Origin of the sequence: Paenarthrobacter sp. AR 02, from assembly GCF_021538675.1 — a bacterium.
In the GTDB taxonomy this organism is placed as follows: domain Bacteria; phylum Actinomycetota; class Actinomycetes; order Actinomycetales; family Micrococcaceae; genus Arthrobacter.
On the sequence record NZ_JAJUKH010000005.1, the window covers coordinates 122,540 to 138,315 of the forward strand.

11 protein-coding genes are annotated in these 15,776 nt (G+C 64.8%); 7 read left to right on the top strand and 4 right to left on the bottom strand.

Annotation, left to right across the window (positions count from 1 at the left end; translation table 11 throughout):
* The first annotated feature begins 28 nt into the window (after nucleotides 1–28).
* Nucleotides 29–565 carry a Chromate resistance protein ChrB gene (locus LRQ04_RS12490; protein WP_235520479.1) on the top strand — a complete coding sequence of 179 codons (537 nt, stop codon included), beginning with the start codon at nucleotides 29–31 and terminating at the stop codon, nucleotides 563–565.
* Nucleotides 566–584: 19 nt separating this feature from the next.
* Here the strand turns inward: LRQ04_RS12490 and LRQ04_RS12495 are convergent, their stop codons facing one another.
* On the bottom strand, nucleotides 585–1,571 hold the full coding sequence (locus LRQ04_RS12495; protein WP_235520480.1) for a M56 family metallopeptidase: 987 nt from the start codon (nucleotides 1,569–1,571) through the stop codon (nucleotides 585–587).
* Between the two features lie 5 nt (nucleotides 1,572–1,576).
* A complete protein-coding gene (locus LRQ04_RS12500) occupies nucleotides 1,577–1,963 on the bottom strand; it encodes a BlaI/MecI/CopY family transcriptional regulator (RefSeq protein WP_211714067.1) in 387 nt (128 codons plus the stop codon).
* Nucleotides 1,964–2,244: 281 nt separating this feature from the next.
* Between LRQ04_RS12500 and LRQ04_RS12505 the strand changes: the two genes are divergently transcribed.
* Genes LRQ04_RS12505 through LRQ04_RS12520 form a run of 4 tightly spaced genes read left to right on the top strand, consistent with a single transcriptional unit; the run spans nucleotide 2,245 to nucleotide 9,403 of the window.
* Nucleotides 2,245–3,834, top strand: a complete 1,590-nt coding sequence (locus LRQ04_RS12505; protein ID WP_235520481.1) for a cytochrome ubiquinol oxidase subunit I — start codon at nucleotides 2,245–2,247, stop codon at nucleotides 3,832–3,834.
* A gap of 19 nt (nucleotides 3,835–3,853) precedes the next feature.
* Nucleotides 3,854–4,951: a cytochrome d ubiquinol oxidase subunit II gene (cydB, locus tag LRQ04_RS12510; RefSeq protein ID WP_235520482.1), complete on the top strand. Its 1,098-nt coding sequence runs from the start codon at nucleotides 3,854–3,856 to the stop codon at nucleotides 4,949–4,951.
* A gap of 6 nt (nucleotides 4,952–4,957) precedes the next feature.
* Nucleotides 4,958–8,383 (top strand): thiol reductant ABC exporter subunit CydD, encoded by a 3,426-nt coding sequence (gene cydD, locus LRQ04_RS12515; RefSeq protein ID WP_235520483.1) that lies wholly within the window; start codon nucleotides 4,958–4,960, stop codon nucleotides 8,381–8,383.
* A 9-nt stretch (nucleotides 8,384–8,392) separates the two neighbouring features.
* Complete coding sequence (locus LRQ04_RS12520; protein WP_235520484.1) at nucleotides 8,393–9,403, top strand: GNAT family N-acetyltransferase; 1,011 nt, start codon at nucleotides 8,393–8,395, stop codon at nucleotides 9,401–9,403.
* Here LRQ04_RS12520 and LRQ04_RS12525 read toward each other — a convergent pair.
* Nucleotides 9,400–9,918 carry a DinB family protein gene (locus tag LRQ04_RS12525; protein ID WP_235520485.1) on the bottom strand — a complete coding sequence of 173 codons (519 nt, stop codon included), beginning with the start codon at nucleotides 9,916–9,918 and terminating at the stop codon, nucleotides 9,400–9,402. The two genes, LRQ04_RS12520 and LRQ04_RS12525, sit on opposite strands and share 4 nt — an antisense overlap.
* A gap of 128 nt (nucleotides 9,919–10,046) precedes the next feature.
* Here LRQ04_RS12525 and LRQ04_RS12530 point away from each other — a divergent pair, with 128 nt between their 5' ends.
* Nucleotides 10,047–10,439 (top strand): VOC family protein, encoded by a 393-nt coding sequence (locus tag LRQ04_RS12530; RefSeq protein WP_235520486.1) that lies wholly within the window; start codon nucleotides 10,047–10,049, stop codon nucleotides 10,437–10,439.
* Nucleotides 10,440–10,486: 47 nt separating this feature from the next.
* On the opposite strand, the gene LRQ04_RS12535 is transcribed toward LRQ04_RS12530, so the two are convergent.
* Entirely contained in the window at nucleotides 10,487–13,012 is a 2,526-nt protein-coding gene (locus tag LRQ04_RS12535; protein ID WP_235520487.1) for a DNA topoisomerase (ATP-hydrolyzing) subunit A, read from the bottom strand.
* A gap of 55 nt (nucleotides 13,013–13,067) precedes the next feature.
* Between LRQ04_RS12535 and LRQ04_RS12540 the strand changes: the two genes are divergently transcribed.
* The gene (locus LRQ04_RS12540; protein ID WP_235520488.1) at nucleotides 13,068–15,755 is read left to right on the top strand and encodes a bifunctional GNAT family N-acetyltransferase/acetate--CoA ligase family protein; all 2,688 of its coding nucleotides are present in this window, start codon (nucleotides 13,068–13,070) and stop codon (nucleotides 15,753–15,755) included.
* Nucleotides 15,756–15,776 lie beyond the last annotated feature (21 nt).

Sequence of the window (15,776 nt, forward strand, 5' to 3'; positions counted from 1 at the left end):
CAATGTAACAGCTGCTACATTCGGAATTGTGATTGATCAACGTTGGCTACTGATCCTCGTCCAGGTACCTTCGCAGCCGTCCCGACACAGGGTGGCGGTCTGGCGTGAACTTCGCCGGATTGGCGCGGTACCGCTGTCGCCCGGGACCTGGGTGCTTCCCGTCCATCCGGCCTTCGACGCCGGATTGGCCCGAGCAGAAGAGCTTGTTGCCAAGGGCGGTGGCTCCTGGACGTTGGTGGACGCCTCTCCCCGGAACCAAGGCGAGGACACCTTCCGGAGTGCGTACGAAGCTGCCCGACTGGAGGAATGGTCCGAGTTCATGGCGGACTGTGGCAAGTTCGAGCAGGAAATCGCGAAGGAAGTTGCCCACGAAAAGTTTACGTTCGCCGAGCTGGAGGAGGAGGAACAGAGCCTGGAACGCCTGAGGCGCTGGTTCCGCGAATTGAAGTCCCGCGATGTCCTGCACCTTCCACAGGCGGGAGAAGCAGCCGACCATCTTGCGCGGTGCGGGACCGCCCTTGAGCGCTATGCCTCAAGGGTCTATGAAGTCACACTGCAGCAGTAGCCAGGTGCCGGTCCCGGCACTAGCCCAGGAGCCCGGGCACGATCAGCAGGGCTGTCGGTACGGCCAGCAGAAGGATGGAGGCCGCGAGGACCAGGATCCGCAGGCCCTTGGTGAGCGGAGGCTGCGGCGAGAGAAGGCGGCTGACGCGGGACGCCGTCGTACGTGGTGAGTCGGCGCCGCCGGTAGCGCTGACTGAATTGCCCTCCACCACCGCGCCTCCTGTGGTGAAGGCGTGGGTTCCAACGGTCGGCTGGGACGAACCGCTGGCGACAATGGCGATTGCCTTGATGAGTGTCCCTTTGCTTTCCGTTCGGAGGGCGACGTCGTCGGCCAGCATCTCGATCAGGGAGTTCACGGCGGTCTGGGCGAGCCGGGTGGTGGGAAACCACGGTAAGGCCTGCCGCCAGGCGGCGAAGGCCCACAGCAGGAGGTCGTGGCGTTGGGACAGGTGTGCATTCTCGTGAATGAGGACGGCGCGGAGTTCGGCGGGTTCAAGGGCTGCCATGAGGCCATCGGAGAGCACGGTCACTGAGCGGGCGCCGCCGGGCAGGCAGTACGCCACTGGCGAGTCATGGCTGATTACCACGGTTCCCGGTCCGTCGTCGGAGGGTGATGCCAGCAGGGCCAGTAGTTCGCGGTGCCGGCGCCGCTGGCGTTCAATCTTGTAGTAGGTCAGCAGGAGGGTGAAGACCAGGTGCGCGGTCAGAAGGGCAGCTGCCGACAGGGCGAAGAGATGCCAGAATCCCAGCGCTGTGGTGGGTTCGTTGTAGAAGACCATTCCTGCCAGGCTCCGGAGGCCGGCGAGGAGGTTGTCGCCCACGGGTTCCAGGCCATAAACAAGCATGGCGCCGATCATGGAAAGCCCACCGGCCAGGGCGATCGCCTGCCACAGCACCATGGCTGTGAAGGGGGAGCGTGCAGGCCACTGTGCTCGCGACAGCAGAACGGGCACGGGCCATGCCAGGATCAATGCCAGGACCGCAAGCAGGTATGAGGTCCAGAACATAGTGGCTAATTGTAGCCGAGCAGTTTGCGCAGTGTTGCGGCTTCGCTTTCAGTGACGGAGCCAATGAATCGGGCGAGGACGGCTTCCCGGTCCGGAGCGGAGCCAAGGACTTCGTGCATGAGCTCGGCGGTGTGGTCTGCGCGGCTGGAAACGGCCTGGTAGCGGTGCGGGCGGGTTCCGCGCTCACGCTCCACAAGGCCCTTCTTTTCCAGCCGGGAGAGGACAGTAAGAACCGTGGTTACGGCCAGGTCCTTGCCCTGGTGCCCTGCCGAGCCATCGCCGGCTTCGGAATCCTGCGCGAGGAGATCGCGCAGGGTGTTGGCAGTTGCAGCCTCCTGGCCTGCCCAGAGCAGATCCATGACTGCCCGTTCCAGTTCCCCAAGACTTGCCATCAATACGTCCCTACCTTCCGCATCCCAACAACAGCACTTCTGCTGCCCGGTGCGACGATCCAATATTCATTCACTAATTTACCGCTTTTCAACTCTCCATTCTACGTCAAGTAGAACTGTCGGCGCGTCGCCGGCTGGAGGAAGGCCTTGCGCGTGCGTAACGCCACTTGAAGAATGGGTTGGGTCGACCGCCATTTGTTCTACACTGTGTAGAAGATACGTTTTCTACGCAACGTAGAAGTATCGTCACTGCACTTCGGTCCACCGCACAAAGGACAGCCATGGACGCTTTGGAAATCGCACGCTGGCAATTCGGCATCACTACCGTCTACCACTTCATGATGGTGCCGCTCACTATTGGCCTCGGCCTGGTGGTAGCCATCATCCAGACCTTTTGGTACCGCACGGGTAAGGCCGAGTACCTGCGCATGACCAAGTTCTGGGGAAAGCTGTTCCTCATCAACTTCATCATGGGCGTGGCAACCGGCATTGTGCAGGAATTCCAGTTCGGGATGGCGTGGAGTGAGTACAGCCGGTTCGTGGGCGATGTCTTTGGCGCGCCACTGGCGCTCGAGGCGTTGCTCGCCTTCTTCGTGGAGTCCACGTTCCTGGGACTGTGGATCTTCGGCTGGAAACAGCTCAAGCGTGGCGTGCACCTGGCCTGCCTATGGATCGCAGTGATCGGATCGGTCTTTTCCGCCTACTTCATCATCGTGGCGAACTCCTGGATGCAGCACCCTGTTGGTGTGGAGATGGTGGATGGCCGACCCGTCATGACAGATGCGTGGGCAGTCTTTACCAACAACACAGCATTGGTCGCAGTGCCGCACACCTTGTTCGGCGCACTGGCCGTTGCGGGTGCCTTCCTGCTGGGAATCGCCTGGTACCACCTGTGGCGCAGGCGTCACGACGGAATAGACGTTGTGGGTGCCGACGGCAAGCTGATTCCGGGCGAGGCTGCAATTCCAGGCCGCGACGAGGCCGATTACACGGTATGGATGAGGTCGCTGAGGATCGGTGCCGTAGTGGCCATGATTTCCTTCGCGGGGACCGCGATTACCGGCGACCTCCAAGGCAAGCTGATGTTTGAACAGCAGCCCATGAAGATGGCCGCCGCGGAAGCCGCCTGCCACGATGGCACCGGGTTCTCGGTGCTCAGCGTGGGCAACCTCGGTGCTTCGAACTGTGACGACATTGTGGCCGTCATCGAAGTCCCGGGCATCCTGTCCTTCCTGGCCAAGGGCGATTTCACCACCGAGGTCAAGGGCGTCAACAGCCTGCTCGGTGAATACAAGGAAAAGTACGGCACCCACCTGCCTGACAACCCGCTGTACGGCGAGCGCGCCGGCCAGGAGATCCAGTATGTTCCCGTGATGGAAGTGACCTACTGGGGCTTCCGCATGATGATCGGCTTTGGTGGCATCGCAGCCCTCGCGGCCCTGCTGGCCCTGTGGGTCACCCGCAAGGGTGTGGTGCCCCAGTCCAGGTGGCTCATGCGCCTGGCGGTCTTCGGGATTCTTGCTCCCTTCGGTGCCAATGCGGCCGGGTGGATCTTCACGGAGATGGGACGCCAGCCGTTCGTGGTGGCCCCGAATCCTGACATGAACGGCATCGACCAGGTCTTCATGTTTACAGCAGCAGCTGTCTCGCCGGGGGTCAGTGCGGGAGAGCTCATGACCTCGCTGGTGGTCCTCACCGCCATCTACGCCGTGCTTTTGGTGGTTGAAGTGAAGCTGCTGGTCAAGTACATCCGCGGCGGAGTGGCGTCGGCGATGCCTGAACTTGCGCATGCCAAGGACTCTGACCAGCACGACAAGAGCGACGACGGCCCGGACAAGTCCGGCGACGACGTCCTGGCATTCGCCTACTAGAAGCCAAGGGAAACTGACAATGGAACTGTTGCCAACTATCTGGTTCGTGGCCATCGCCGTTCTGTGGACCGGCTATCTCTTCCTGGAGGGCTTTGACCTCGGCGTCGGCATGCTTATGAAGCTGTTCGCCCGCAACAACACCGACCGCCGTGTTCTGTTGAACACGATTGGTCCGGTATGGGACGGGAATGAAGTGTGGCTGCTCACTGCGGCCGGTGCTACTTTCGCCGCATTCCCCCTCTGGTATGCATCCTTGTTTTCGGCTTTGTACCTGCCGCTGCTGTGTGTTCTCGCGGCCCTGATTTTCCGCGCGGTCGCCTTCGAGTACCGGGGCAAGGTTGACTCCGCGCGGTGGCGCAACCGCTGGGACTGGGCCATCGCCGTCGGCTCCTTCGTTGCCGCCTTCGGTATCGGCGCCGCCCTGGCGCTGACAACAACGGGCCTGCCGTTGAACGATAACGGTGACCGTGTGGGCGGTCCCATGTCCTGGTTCAGCGGGTACGCGCTCCTGGGCGGATTCGGCGTTGTGGCGTTCGCCCTGGTTCATGCCCTCGCCTTCCTGGCCCTGAAGACCGACGGCGATGTCCGGCATCGGGCGCGCCGTTGGTTTGTGCGGCTGGTCCCGGTTGCCGTGCTGCCGATGTTCGGCTGGATGCTGGCGGTGCAGTTCCTGAGCGGGAAGCCGTGGACCTGGGCCTTGGTGGCAGCCGCGGTGGTAGCCGTGGTCCTGGCCTGGCAGTTGGCCCGGGCAGGATCCGAAGGCCGGGCATTTGGCGCCCTCGGCGCTTTCATTGTCTGCGCCACGGCCTCGATCTTCGGTGCGGCGTTCCCGGTGGTCATTCCTTCCACGATCGATCCCGCCTTCAACCTGACCATCTCCAACGCCTCGTCCTCGGACTACACGTTGGGCCTGATGAGTATCGTTGCCGCCGTGGGGCTGCCGCTGGTCATTGCCTACCAATCCTGGACGTACTGGGTATTCCGGCGTCGCGTCAGTGCAGCGCACATCCCCGAGGCGCACGGGTTCCTGCCTGCGATCGCCGCGAAAGTCCTGGTGTCCAAGGAACCGGGTCCGGCCGGTACCCAGTCCGGCAAGCCAACCCACCCGGGAGCCTGAACGCCGATGAAACCCGTGTTCCCTTCCGGCCCGGTTACCCGATCCGCCCTCTACACGATCGGGCTGCTGTCCGCCCTCAAGGCCCTGTCCCTGGTGCTGATGGCGCAGGCCGTGGCGGTGATGCTGGCAGGCCTGGCGTCCGGGTCCGGGGATTGGAACAGCGGACTCATCTGGGGCGCCGTGGGAGCTGTCCTGCGCTCGCTGACGGTGTGGGGGCAGGGCATTGCCTCCCGCCGGGCCGCCTTGGGCGTCAAAGAGGAGCTGCGCGCCAGCCTGCTGCGGCGATCACTGGGTGACGGCGCCGCCTCGCCGGTGGAGGGAATGAACGACGGCGGCCTGGCGATCCTCACGACGCGCGGACTGGACGCCCTGGACGACTACTACACGCAATACCTGCCGGCGCTGGTGAACTGCGCAACGGTGCCCCTGTTGATCGGCGCCCGTATCCTGTTCGCCGACTGGGTCAGCGCATTGGTGATCGTCCTGACCGTGCCCCTGGTTCCGCTGTTCATGGTGCTGATTGGCCGGCACACCGAGGACAGTGTCCGCGACGCGCAGACCACCTTGCGGAAACTGTCCGGGCACATTCTTGAACTCGCCAAAGGCCTGCCGGTCCTGGTGGGCCTGGGCCGCGCCAGTGAGCAACGCGCAGCCTTGGAGGATATCTCCGAGCAATACCGCAGCCGCACCATGGGAACTCTCCGCACGGCCTTCCTTTCGGCACTTGCCCTGGAACTCATAGCCACGATCTCCGTAGCCGTTGTGGCCGTGTTCATCGGTGTCAGGCTTGTGGCCGGGGACATGGCACTCGAAGCAGGCTTGTTGGCATTGATTCTTGCCCCCGACTGCTACCTGCCGCTCCGGGAACTGGGTACGGCCCACCACGCCAGCGACGATGGCCGAGCCGCGCTCGAAACCACCCATGCCGTGCTGGAAGCACCCGCGCACCAGCGACTGCAGGAAACTCCCGCCCTTCCCGGGCCGGAAGACACCGTGGTGACTGACCTTTCGGTGACGTACAGCGGCAGGTCAGCGGCCGCCGTCGGACCCCTCAGCTTTACCGCGAAACAGGGCAGGATCACCGCCCTGGACGGGGACAGCGGGGCAGGGAAGAGCACAGTCCTGGGCGTCCTGGCCGGGCTGATCGGTCCGGGGACGGGCACCGCAGTCACTGGACACACCAGGGGAGCAGGACAAGGGAGCGTGGCATGGGTGCCGCAGCATCCTGTCATGGCAGCGGAAACCGTCCAGCAGGAGGTCGAGCTTTACCTGGAGGGATACACCGGCAACAGTGACGCAGCTGTGGCACGTGTCCTGAAACGGACCGCGGCGGACCATCTCGCCGACAAACACCCCGCTGAGCTGAGCCCCGGTGAACTGCGCCGTGTAGCCCTCGCCCGCGGGCTCGCGCGCGTGGAAGCCGGAGCCACCGTGCTGCTGCTCGACGAACCCACCGCACACCTGGACCACTACTCTGCCAGCGTCGTGCGAAACGCCATGGAATCACTCCGCGGTTCGGTCACGGTGATCCTGGTGGCCCACGACGCCGCCACCCGGGCGCTCGCCGACCACGTGGTGTCCGTTGGGCGCAAGCACCCCTTGCCGGCACCACGGGCGGGGGAGGGCCCCGTGCGCCCCGCCGTCGTTGGGAACCACGAGGAATCCATGCGTGGAACCGTCGCGGGTACTTCCGCACGGCCGGACGGCATCAATCCGGCCATGCAGCGGACGGGAAGCCTGCGACGCCTGCTGGGGGTCCTGAAGCCCGTCCGCTGGAAGTTCGCCGCCGCGGGTGCCGTTGCAGTCCTTGCCGCTTTGTTCGCCGTAGCCCTTTCCGGGTTGTCAGGATGGTTGATCATCAGGGCCAGCGAACAGCCGCCCATCCTCTATTTGCTCGGCGCAATAGTGGGTGTCCGGTTCTTCGGTATTGGCAGGGCAGTCCTGCGGTACTGCGAGCGCCTGCTGACCCACGACGCCGTTTTCGCTGCCATGACCCGCCTCCGGGGCGCACTGTGGGCAACACTGAGCCGGAGGGCGCTGTCCCTTCGCCGGCTCCTTCAGGGCGGCAACGTCCTGGGGTCGGTGGTGGACGACGTCGACACCCTCCGCGACCTCCTGCCCCGCGTTGCACTGCCTCCGGTCACCGCAGTGGGAGTAAGCGCAGCAGCCATCATCGCCACTGCGCTGGTCATGCCCGCAGCAGTTCCCGCCGTGGTGCTGGCGTCGGTCATCGGCCTGGCAATTGCTCCGTTACTCGCCGTCCTGGCCGACAGGAACGCCGCAACATCAGAACAGCAGATGCGCTCAGTGGTACTGAAGGGAGTCGCTGCGGCACTGGACGCACGGGCAGACCTCGCTGCCAACGGAGTGGGGGAGCCCGTCCTTCGGGAACTCCGCAACAAGGACCGCGCAGCCACCGTCTCCGCCCAGCGTTCGGCATGGGCCGAGGGGCTCGGGCAAGCTGCGATCGTCCTGGCCTGCTCGCTGGCAGCCCTGTGGGCGGGTGTCCTCACCGCCCCCTCTGTCGCCGACGGCTCCGCAGCACCCGAACTCGTAGCCGTGATTGTGCTGATGTTGCTGGCGCTGGTTGAACCCTTCGGGGGCATCGTCTCCTCGGTGCGTCAAGCCCCCGCGCTCGCAGCCGTCCTGGGCCGCGTTGCCGCGTCCGGAGCCCTGGACGCCGCATCCGGGACCGCTCCGGAAGACCCCGACGGCGGCCCGCGGCCGCTGCCTGAACGCGACGGCAAAGCGGGACTCGAATTGAGGGACGCGGCCGCAGCATGGCCCGGGGGTCCGAACGTGTTCGCTGGCCTCACGGTGGGGGCCGGACCCGGCCGTTGGCTCTCGGTGACAGGGCCCTCCGGGGCAGGAAAATCCACCCTCCTGTCGGTGCTCCTGGGCTTCCTGCCATTGACGCAAGGAACGGCGAAAATGACGGGGACGGCGGCCTGGTGCCCGCAGGAGGCGCACCTTTTCGATTCCACCATCCGTGGGAACCTCCTGCTGAGCCGGCCTGCGGCGGCGAAACCGACGGAGGCGGACATGCATAAGGCGCTGGCCGACGTCGGACTGGACGTTTTGGTGGAGACCCTGCCCGGCGGGCTCGACGCGCGGATAGGACCCGAAGGGTCCTTCCTCAGCGGCGGCGAACGGCAGCGGCTCGCGATGGCAAGGACTTTGCTCACCGGGGCCTCCATTTTGCTTCTGGACGAGCCAACGGCGCATCTGGATGCCGGCGCAGCCCGCGAAATGATGGCGATCCTCCGGGCAGGACTCAAGGACGTCACCGTGGTCCTTGTCACCCACAATCCCGAGGATATCGATCCCTCGGACGCACGCCTGGAGCTGGGCTCGTCGGTAGCTGCCGTGGGTCCTGCCGTGGGCCCCGGCGCGGGCGCGGCGGAGCTGGTGGGAAGGACTACCCCTCAGTAGCCTGTTGGCATGCCTTTCGAAGCAGCACGCCAAGCCATGCCCGACGCCGCCATGACAGGCCTCCACTGGCGGCCTGCCTCCATGGAGGACCTGGACAATTGGGCCGGGCTGATCGCCAGGACGGCCGCCGTCGAACATCCTGCCTGGTACGAAAAGCAAGGGGACCTGATCCATGTCCTCGAGTCCAGCAGGAATCCTCCGCAGGCCAGTACGCTCCTGGGCTTCGACGCCGACGGCGTGGCACGGGCTTACGGGCGCATCACCAAGAACCCGGAGGGCGACAAAGCCACGGGAATGGCGTGCGTTGACCCGGCCTGGCAGCAGCGCGGCATAGGCTCCACCATCCTGCTGTGGCAGGAAGCGCAAGTGCGCCAGCGCTTCGACGAGGACCAGGAAGCGGGACACACGACGGCGCCGCCAAGGCTTCGCATCCGCACTGAAGAGCAACACGAACACCAAGCCGCCCTGCTGATGGGGCACGGATACGGAGCGGTGCGCTGGTTCAACGAGATGCACCGGACGTTGGCAACTGAACTGCCCCATGCTCCCCTGGGAAGCGGGCTCGAACTGCGGACGCTCGAACCGCCCCTGTTCGAATCGGTGCGGCAGGCCCACAACGATGCTTTCCGTGACCATTGGGGGAGCGAACCCAGGGACAAGGAAGCATGGCGGTTCACTATCGAAGAACCCACCGCCAGGCATGATCTGAGCACCGTCGTGCTGGACCAGGCCACGGGAGACGTTGTGGGTTACCAACTGGCCAGCCACGACCCCGAGGCGGCACGTAGCCGCGGTTTCAAGGAGGGCTACACCGAACTCCTGGGCGTTCGACGAGCCTACCGGGGCAGGGGAATCGCCCAGGCCCTGCTGGCAGACGCCATGCGGCGATACTCGCTGGCCGGTATGGATGTGGCCTCCCTTGACGTTGACTCGGCCAACCCGACCGGCGCCTTGGAGCTCTACCTGGGTATGGGCTATGAGCCGGTCAACCGCAGCATGACGTGGGAGAAGATGCTCTAGCCGTCCACGTCGTGCAGGTGGTGGACGACGTCATGCAGGAAGTATTGGGAGAATGTGAGTACGGTGAAGGCCGAGCCGTTGCTGCGCGTCCCGGTCCGCACCCACTCTTCTTCACTGACCCTGGCGAAGGACTCAGCGATGGTGGCGCCCTCGGTTTCCAGTTCGTCAGCGACGGTCCGGGGATCCGCCGAGCCGTACTCGCCGTCGATGGCCGCCTGGTCCTGGTTCCAATTGGCGAACTGTGCGTCGTCCTCGGTCAGCATCAGGTTCAACCGCTGGTCAAACAGGCTAAAAACATCGCGCACATGGCACGCATATTCCAAGGTGGACCAGGTGTGGTCGTTGGGACGTACCGCAACGTCCTCGCGGCGCAGAACAGCCCGCCACCTCGGCAGCATGTTCAGGACGGTGCCCGGCACTGTCGACGGGGTCACCGTAGCGGGATCGAAACCGCACTCATTGCAGGGCTCTGAGAGTACCCAGGTCCAGTCTTTTTCATCAGGGATGATCGGCATGTCGCCAGTCTAAGCTGAACTGCGCGGACGTCCCGGCCAAAGCCAAAAAACGGTGTCGGTTTCCAATTACTTCCCATCACGGCCAGGAGTAAAGTTCGTTCCGGGAGGAGAGCCGGAAAGAGAGAATCATGCTCAAAGATCAGCAAGTGGCTGCCGTTTTACCGGCGCAGGATCTGAAGCGGGCCCGCGGGTTCTACAGTGAGAAACTCGGACTCGAGCCAGACAATCCGGACGCGGATGACAACCTCCAGTACAGGTGCGGTGATGGCACCGGTTTCCTTCTGTACGAGACACCGAACGCGGGGACCGCAAAGAATACCCAGATGGGTTGGATGGTCGATGACGTCGCAGCCACCGTCGAGGAGCTGCGCGGGAAGGGAGTGGCCTTCGAAGACTACGACTTCCCTGGTCTCAAGACGGAAAACGGCATCGCCACCATGCCCGACGGAAGCGCCGCCGCGTGGTTCCTGGACACCGAGGGGAACATACTGAGCCTGAACCAAATGGGTGGAAACGGTTAGCTTGGCAGATAAATGAGGGCCGGCGGTTAGTCACCGCCGGCCCTTGTTTATGCCTCTGTGTTGCCCTCTTCCGGCCAAGCCATGCTCGGACCGATTGCTTCCACAGGCTGTGACAACGGAACTCCCGAACCGTCCCTTCGCCCATGCTCGTGGGGCAGTGCCCTGGCCACACCGGCAGCGGAGGACGCCTTGGCCGGGCCATGGCCAGCCCAGGCCAGCAGCAGCGTGTCTTCGCCCTTGAGGAAGCGGTGCACACGGACGCCGCCGGTCGCGCGGCCCTTCGCGGGATACTCTTCGAACGCCGTCACCTTGGCGGTTCCCGGTGCCGTTCCGGGAAGGGCGCCAGTAGTGCCGGCAATGGTCACCACGACGGCGGCAGGATCGTTGGCGCGCACAGTACCGAAGTGGATGACCTGGTCGCCCGGTGCGAGCTTGATACCTGCCATGCCCCCTGCCGTCCTGCCCTGCGGGCGGACGTTGGAGGCACTGAACCGCAGCAATTGGGCTTGCCTGGTCACGAAGACGAGATCGACGTCGTCCTCCTGCGCAGGCTCCACGGCGAGTACCGAGTCTTTGTCCTTCAGCGCGATGATTTCCCAATCCTCGCGGTTAAGCGGGTAATCGGGCTGTACGCGCTTGACGACGCCCTGGACCGTTCCGATCGCAAGGACGGAGTCCAAGGGCACAAACGCGACCAAGGTCTCGCCCTTGGTCAAGGTGATGAAGTCCCTGGCCGGCACGCCTCCCGCCAGGTTGGGCAGGCCAGAGACGGGTGGCAGAACGGGCATGTCCATCACCTGCAGCCGGAGCATCCGGCCTTGGGACGTTACGGCACCGATTTCGCCGCGGGCTGTGGTCTTCACGACCGAACGGAAGACATCGTGCTTCGCCCGCGGTCCGGCCTCCGCCAACGGTTCCTGGTTGGAGGTCCTGGCGATCTGCCCGGAGACACTGAGCAAAGCCCAGCAGGGGTCATCCGGGATCTCCAGTGGAAGTGCCGCCGCCTTGCCTTTGGGCCCCGGTGCCGCTGCCGCGAGGGCGGCGGCCACGGTGGGCGACACAGCCTCGGATTCGAGGAGTACGGTGCGCCGGGGAGTACCGTACTTCTCGGCGATGACCCCGAGCTCGCCGGACACGAGGTCCCTGAGCAGCTCGTCGGAGGCGAGGATGGCCTCGAGTGCTTCGATTTCGCGGCGCAGCTCGTCCTGTTCCTTCTCCAGCTCCAGCCGCGAGTACTTGGTCAGCTGCCGCAGGCGCAGTTCCAGGATGTAGTTCGCCTGGATTTCGGTGAGGTCGTAGATGGACATCAGCCGCTCGCGCGCAGCCGAGGCCTCGTCGGAGGAACGGATGATCTGGATGACCTCGTCGATGTCCACGATCGCGATCAACAGGCCCTCCACCAGGTGGAGGCGGTCCTTCTTCTTGCCCAGGCGGAACGAGGTCCGGCGGCGCACCACGTTCAGGCGGTGCTCAACGTACACCTGGAGCAACTGCAGCAGGCCCAGTGTCTGTGGCTGGCCGTCCACCAGGGTCACGTTGTTGATGCCAAAGGAATCTTCCATCGGCGAATAGCGGTACAGCTGCTGGAGGACGGCGTTGGGGTTAAAACCGTTCTTCAGTTCGATGACCAGGCGGAGGCCGTGGTTGCGGTCCGTGAGGTCCACCACATCGCTGATACCCGTCAACTTCTTGGCGTTGACCGCGTCCTTGATCTTCTCGATGACCTTTTCCGGGCCCACCATGTAGGGGAGCTCAGTGACCACAAGCCCGGTGCGGCGGGCGGAGAGCTGCTCCACCTCCACCTTGGCGCGGGTCTTGAAGGAACCCCGCCCCGTTGCGTAGGCGTCACGGATTCCGTCCAGGCCCACGATCCGGCCGCCCGTGGGGAGGTCAGGTCCGGGGACGAAACGCATGATGTCCTCGAGCGTGGCGTCGGGATTGGCAATCAGGTGACGCGCAGCGGCGATGACCTCCACCAGGTTGTGGGGAGCCATGTTGGTGGCCATGCCCACAGCGATACCTGTGGTGCCGTTGACCAGCAGGTTGGGGAATGCTGCCGGGAGGACGTCCGGCTGCGTCAACTGGTTGTCGTAGTTGGGGACGAAGTCCACCACGTCTTCGTCGAGGTGGTCGGTCATGGTCAGGGCAGCGGCCGCGAGCCGGGCCTCCGTGTAACGCGGGGCGGCTGGACCGTCGTCGAGCGAGCCGAAGTTGCCGTGACCATCGATCAGCGGCAGGCGCAGGGAAAAGTCCTGGGCCATGCGCACCATGGCATCGTAGATCGCGGCGTCGCCGTGCGGGTGGAGCTTACCCATGACTTCGCCCACCACGCGTGCGCTCTTGACGTGCCCGCGGTCAGGGCGCAAACCCATGTCCGCCATCATGTACAGGATGCGCCGTTGAACAGGCTTCAATCCGTCGCGTGCGTCAGGGAGGGCGCGCGAATAAATCACCGAGTAGGCGTACTCCAGGAAGGAGCCTTCCATCTCGGAAGTGACGTCGATATCGACGATGTTCTCGGTGAAATCGCCGAGGGGCTCGCCTTTGCGTGCGGGAGTTTGGCTGCGGGCCATGTGGTTGGTGGATCCTTGAAAGTCGTACTGCGGATGTTTTAGCTAGGCTAAGCCTATGGTGGATCAGCCCGGCGTCGGCATTTATCCGGAATATTGGGAGGCCGATGTCGTCCTGCGCGACGGCGGTACGGCGCATCTGCGGCCGATACGCCCCGAGGACGCCGATGCCCTGCAGGCCTTTCACGCCGGCCAGTCCCAGGCGTCCATCTACATGCGGTTCTTTTCCTTCAAGCCCAGGCTCTCCGGCAAGGAGGTGCGGCGGTTCACCGAAGTGGACCACATCAACCGGGTGGCATTCGTGATCACCATCGGCGGCGAAATCATGGGCATTGGCCGGTATGACCGGCTGGACGATCCGCTGGAAGCCGAAGTCGCCTTCAACATTTCCGACGCACACCAGGGCCGGGGCATTGGCTCGATCCTCCTGGAACACCTGGCCGTAGCCGCCCGCGAAAACGGCATCCGCCGCTTCACCGCCGAGGTCCTTCCGGACAACCGGAAGATGCTCATGGTGTTCGCGGACGCAGGCTATGACCTCAAAAGGCAATTCGACGACGGCGTGGTCAGCGTTGAATTCAACATCGACCCCACGGAGAAATCCCGTGCCGTCATGGAGGCCCGTGAGCACCGCGCCGAGGCGCGCAGCGTGCGCGACCTTTTGTCGCCGTCGTCGGTTGCTGTTATTGGTGCCAGCCGGAAGTGGGGGACGGTGGGCTACCAGCTGCTTGAACACATCATCGAAGGGGGCTTCACGGGGCCGGTGTACGCCGTTAACCCGGAAGCGCTGGAACTGGCCGGCATGATGTCCTATGCCAAGTTGTCCGAGATCCCCGACCCGGTGCAGCTGGCCATCATCGCCGTTCCCTACGACGAGGTGCCCAAGGTGGTGGACGACTGCGCCGCAGCGGGCGTGAAGGGCATTGTGGTGGCAACGGCCGGCTTTGCCGACGATGGCGAACGAGGGCTGCTCCGCCAGCACGAGTTGGTCCGGCGCGCCCGGGCCAATGGCATGCGCGTCATCGGTCCGGAGTCCCTGGGGATCCTGAACACCCACCCGTCCGTGTCGCTGAACGCTTCCATGGCCCCCACCATGCCGCCCAGGGGCAGCCTGGGCTTGTTCAGCCAATCGGCAGCGGTCGGAGTGGCGGTTTACGCGGCAGCCAGCCGCCGTCGGCTCGGGTTGTCCTCCTTCCTCTCCGCCGGCAACCGCGCGGACGTTTCAGGCAACGACGCCATGCAGTATTGGGAAGACGACGCCGATACCTCCGCTGTGGGCCTCTACCTGGAATCGATCGGCAACCCCAGAAAGTTCTCCCGTCTGGCACGGCGCCTGTCCCGCAGCAAACCGGTCATTGTGTCCAAGTCCGACGTCACCGGGCTCAGCCTGCCGCCGGGCCACGAGGTCCGGACCACGCAGGCACCGGGAGCGGCGGTGGACGCCATGATGCGGCAGGCGGGCGTCATTCGTGTCGAGACCATCGAGCAGCTCATGGACATCGCCCAGATCGTGTCCACGCAGGCGCTGCCCAAAGGGCCGGGACTTGCTGTGTATTCGAATTCCGTGGCGCTCGGCAAAGTGGTCGCCGACACCGCGGTTCCGCTCGGATTGGACGTCAACCGCCTGGTGACCGACGTCGATCTTGACGCCGGCATGTCGTTGGCGTTGCCGGCCCTGCGGGCCAGCCTCCAGGAGAGCTTGGCGGACGAGTCCGTCCACGCAGTGGTTGCAGCCCTCCTCCCGGCCCGTGGCCTCACAGTGGAGGCCTTGGCGGGAGTACTGGCCGAATGCAGCGCCGAGGCGGGCAAGCCGGTGGTGGCGGCCTTCACGGGGATCCTGGATTTTTCGGTTCATGTGGAGGGCATGGTGGGTTTGTCGGGGAAACCGGCGCTGCCGTGCTTCTCCAACGCCGGCGCCGCCGTCGCTGCCTTGGCGGCTATCGTCCGGTACGCGCAATGGCGTGACCGTGACCAGGGGCTTTTCGTCGAACCTGTTGGCTGCGACGTGGATGGCACGCGCGAGACCCTCGCAGCGATGCTCGCCGGAGTGACCGGCGAGAAACTGCGGAAGCTCGACGCCGGTGCTGCCGCCGCGTTGCTGGGCGGCTACGGCATTGAGGTGGTCCCCACCTACGGTTTCGGTACGCCGGACGAGGCCGTGGCCGCAGCGGACAAGGCCGGATGGCCTGTGGTCCTGAAGACCACGGATCCAGCCCTGCGGCATCGGCTGGACCTGGGCGGCGTCCGGCTTGACATCCAGGACCCTGAATCGCTGCGGCAAAACATTGCCCAGATGCGTCGCGCGCTCGAACCCTACGGTTCACCGGCGCTGGAAGTGCAGGCCATGGCACCGGTGGGGCAGGCGTGCACTTTCCGTGCCATGGAAGACCCCCTGCTCGGCCCGGTGCTCTCCTTTGGGCTTGCCGGTGATGCCGTGAACCTGCTTGACGATTGGGCACACAGGGTCCCACCTCTTTCCGCGGCGGACCTGCATGACGTGATCCGTTCACCACGCGCGTCCCGGAAACTCTTCGGTTACCAGGGGCTGCCGGCAGTGGACGTTGAAGCGTTGGAGGACGTTGCCGCCCGCCTGGCCAAGCTCAAGGACGACCACCCGGGCATTGCGCTCGTTGAGTTCAATCCGGTGCTGGCCGGGCCGTCAGGGGCCACGATCCTGGCTGCCGATGTCTGGATAGGCAACGCGGCCCAGCGCACGGACAGTGCCCGGCGGGCCATGCGGGGTTAGCCACAGGGACGGCCATCGCGG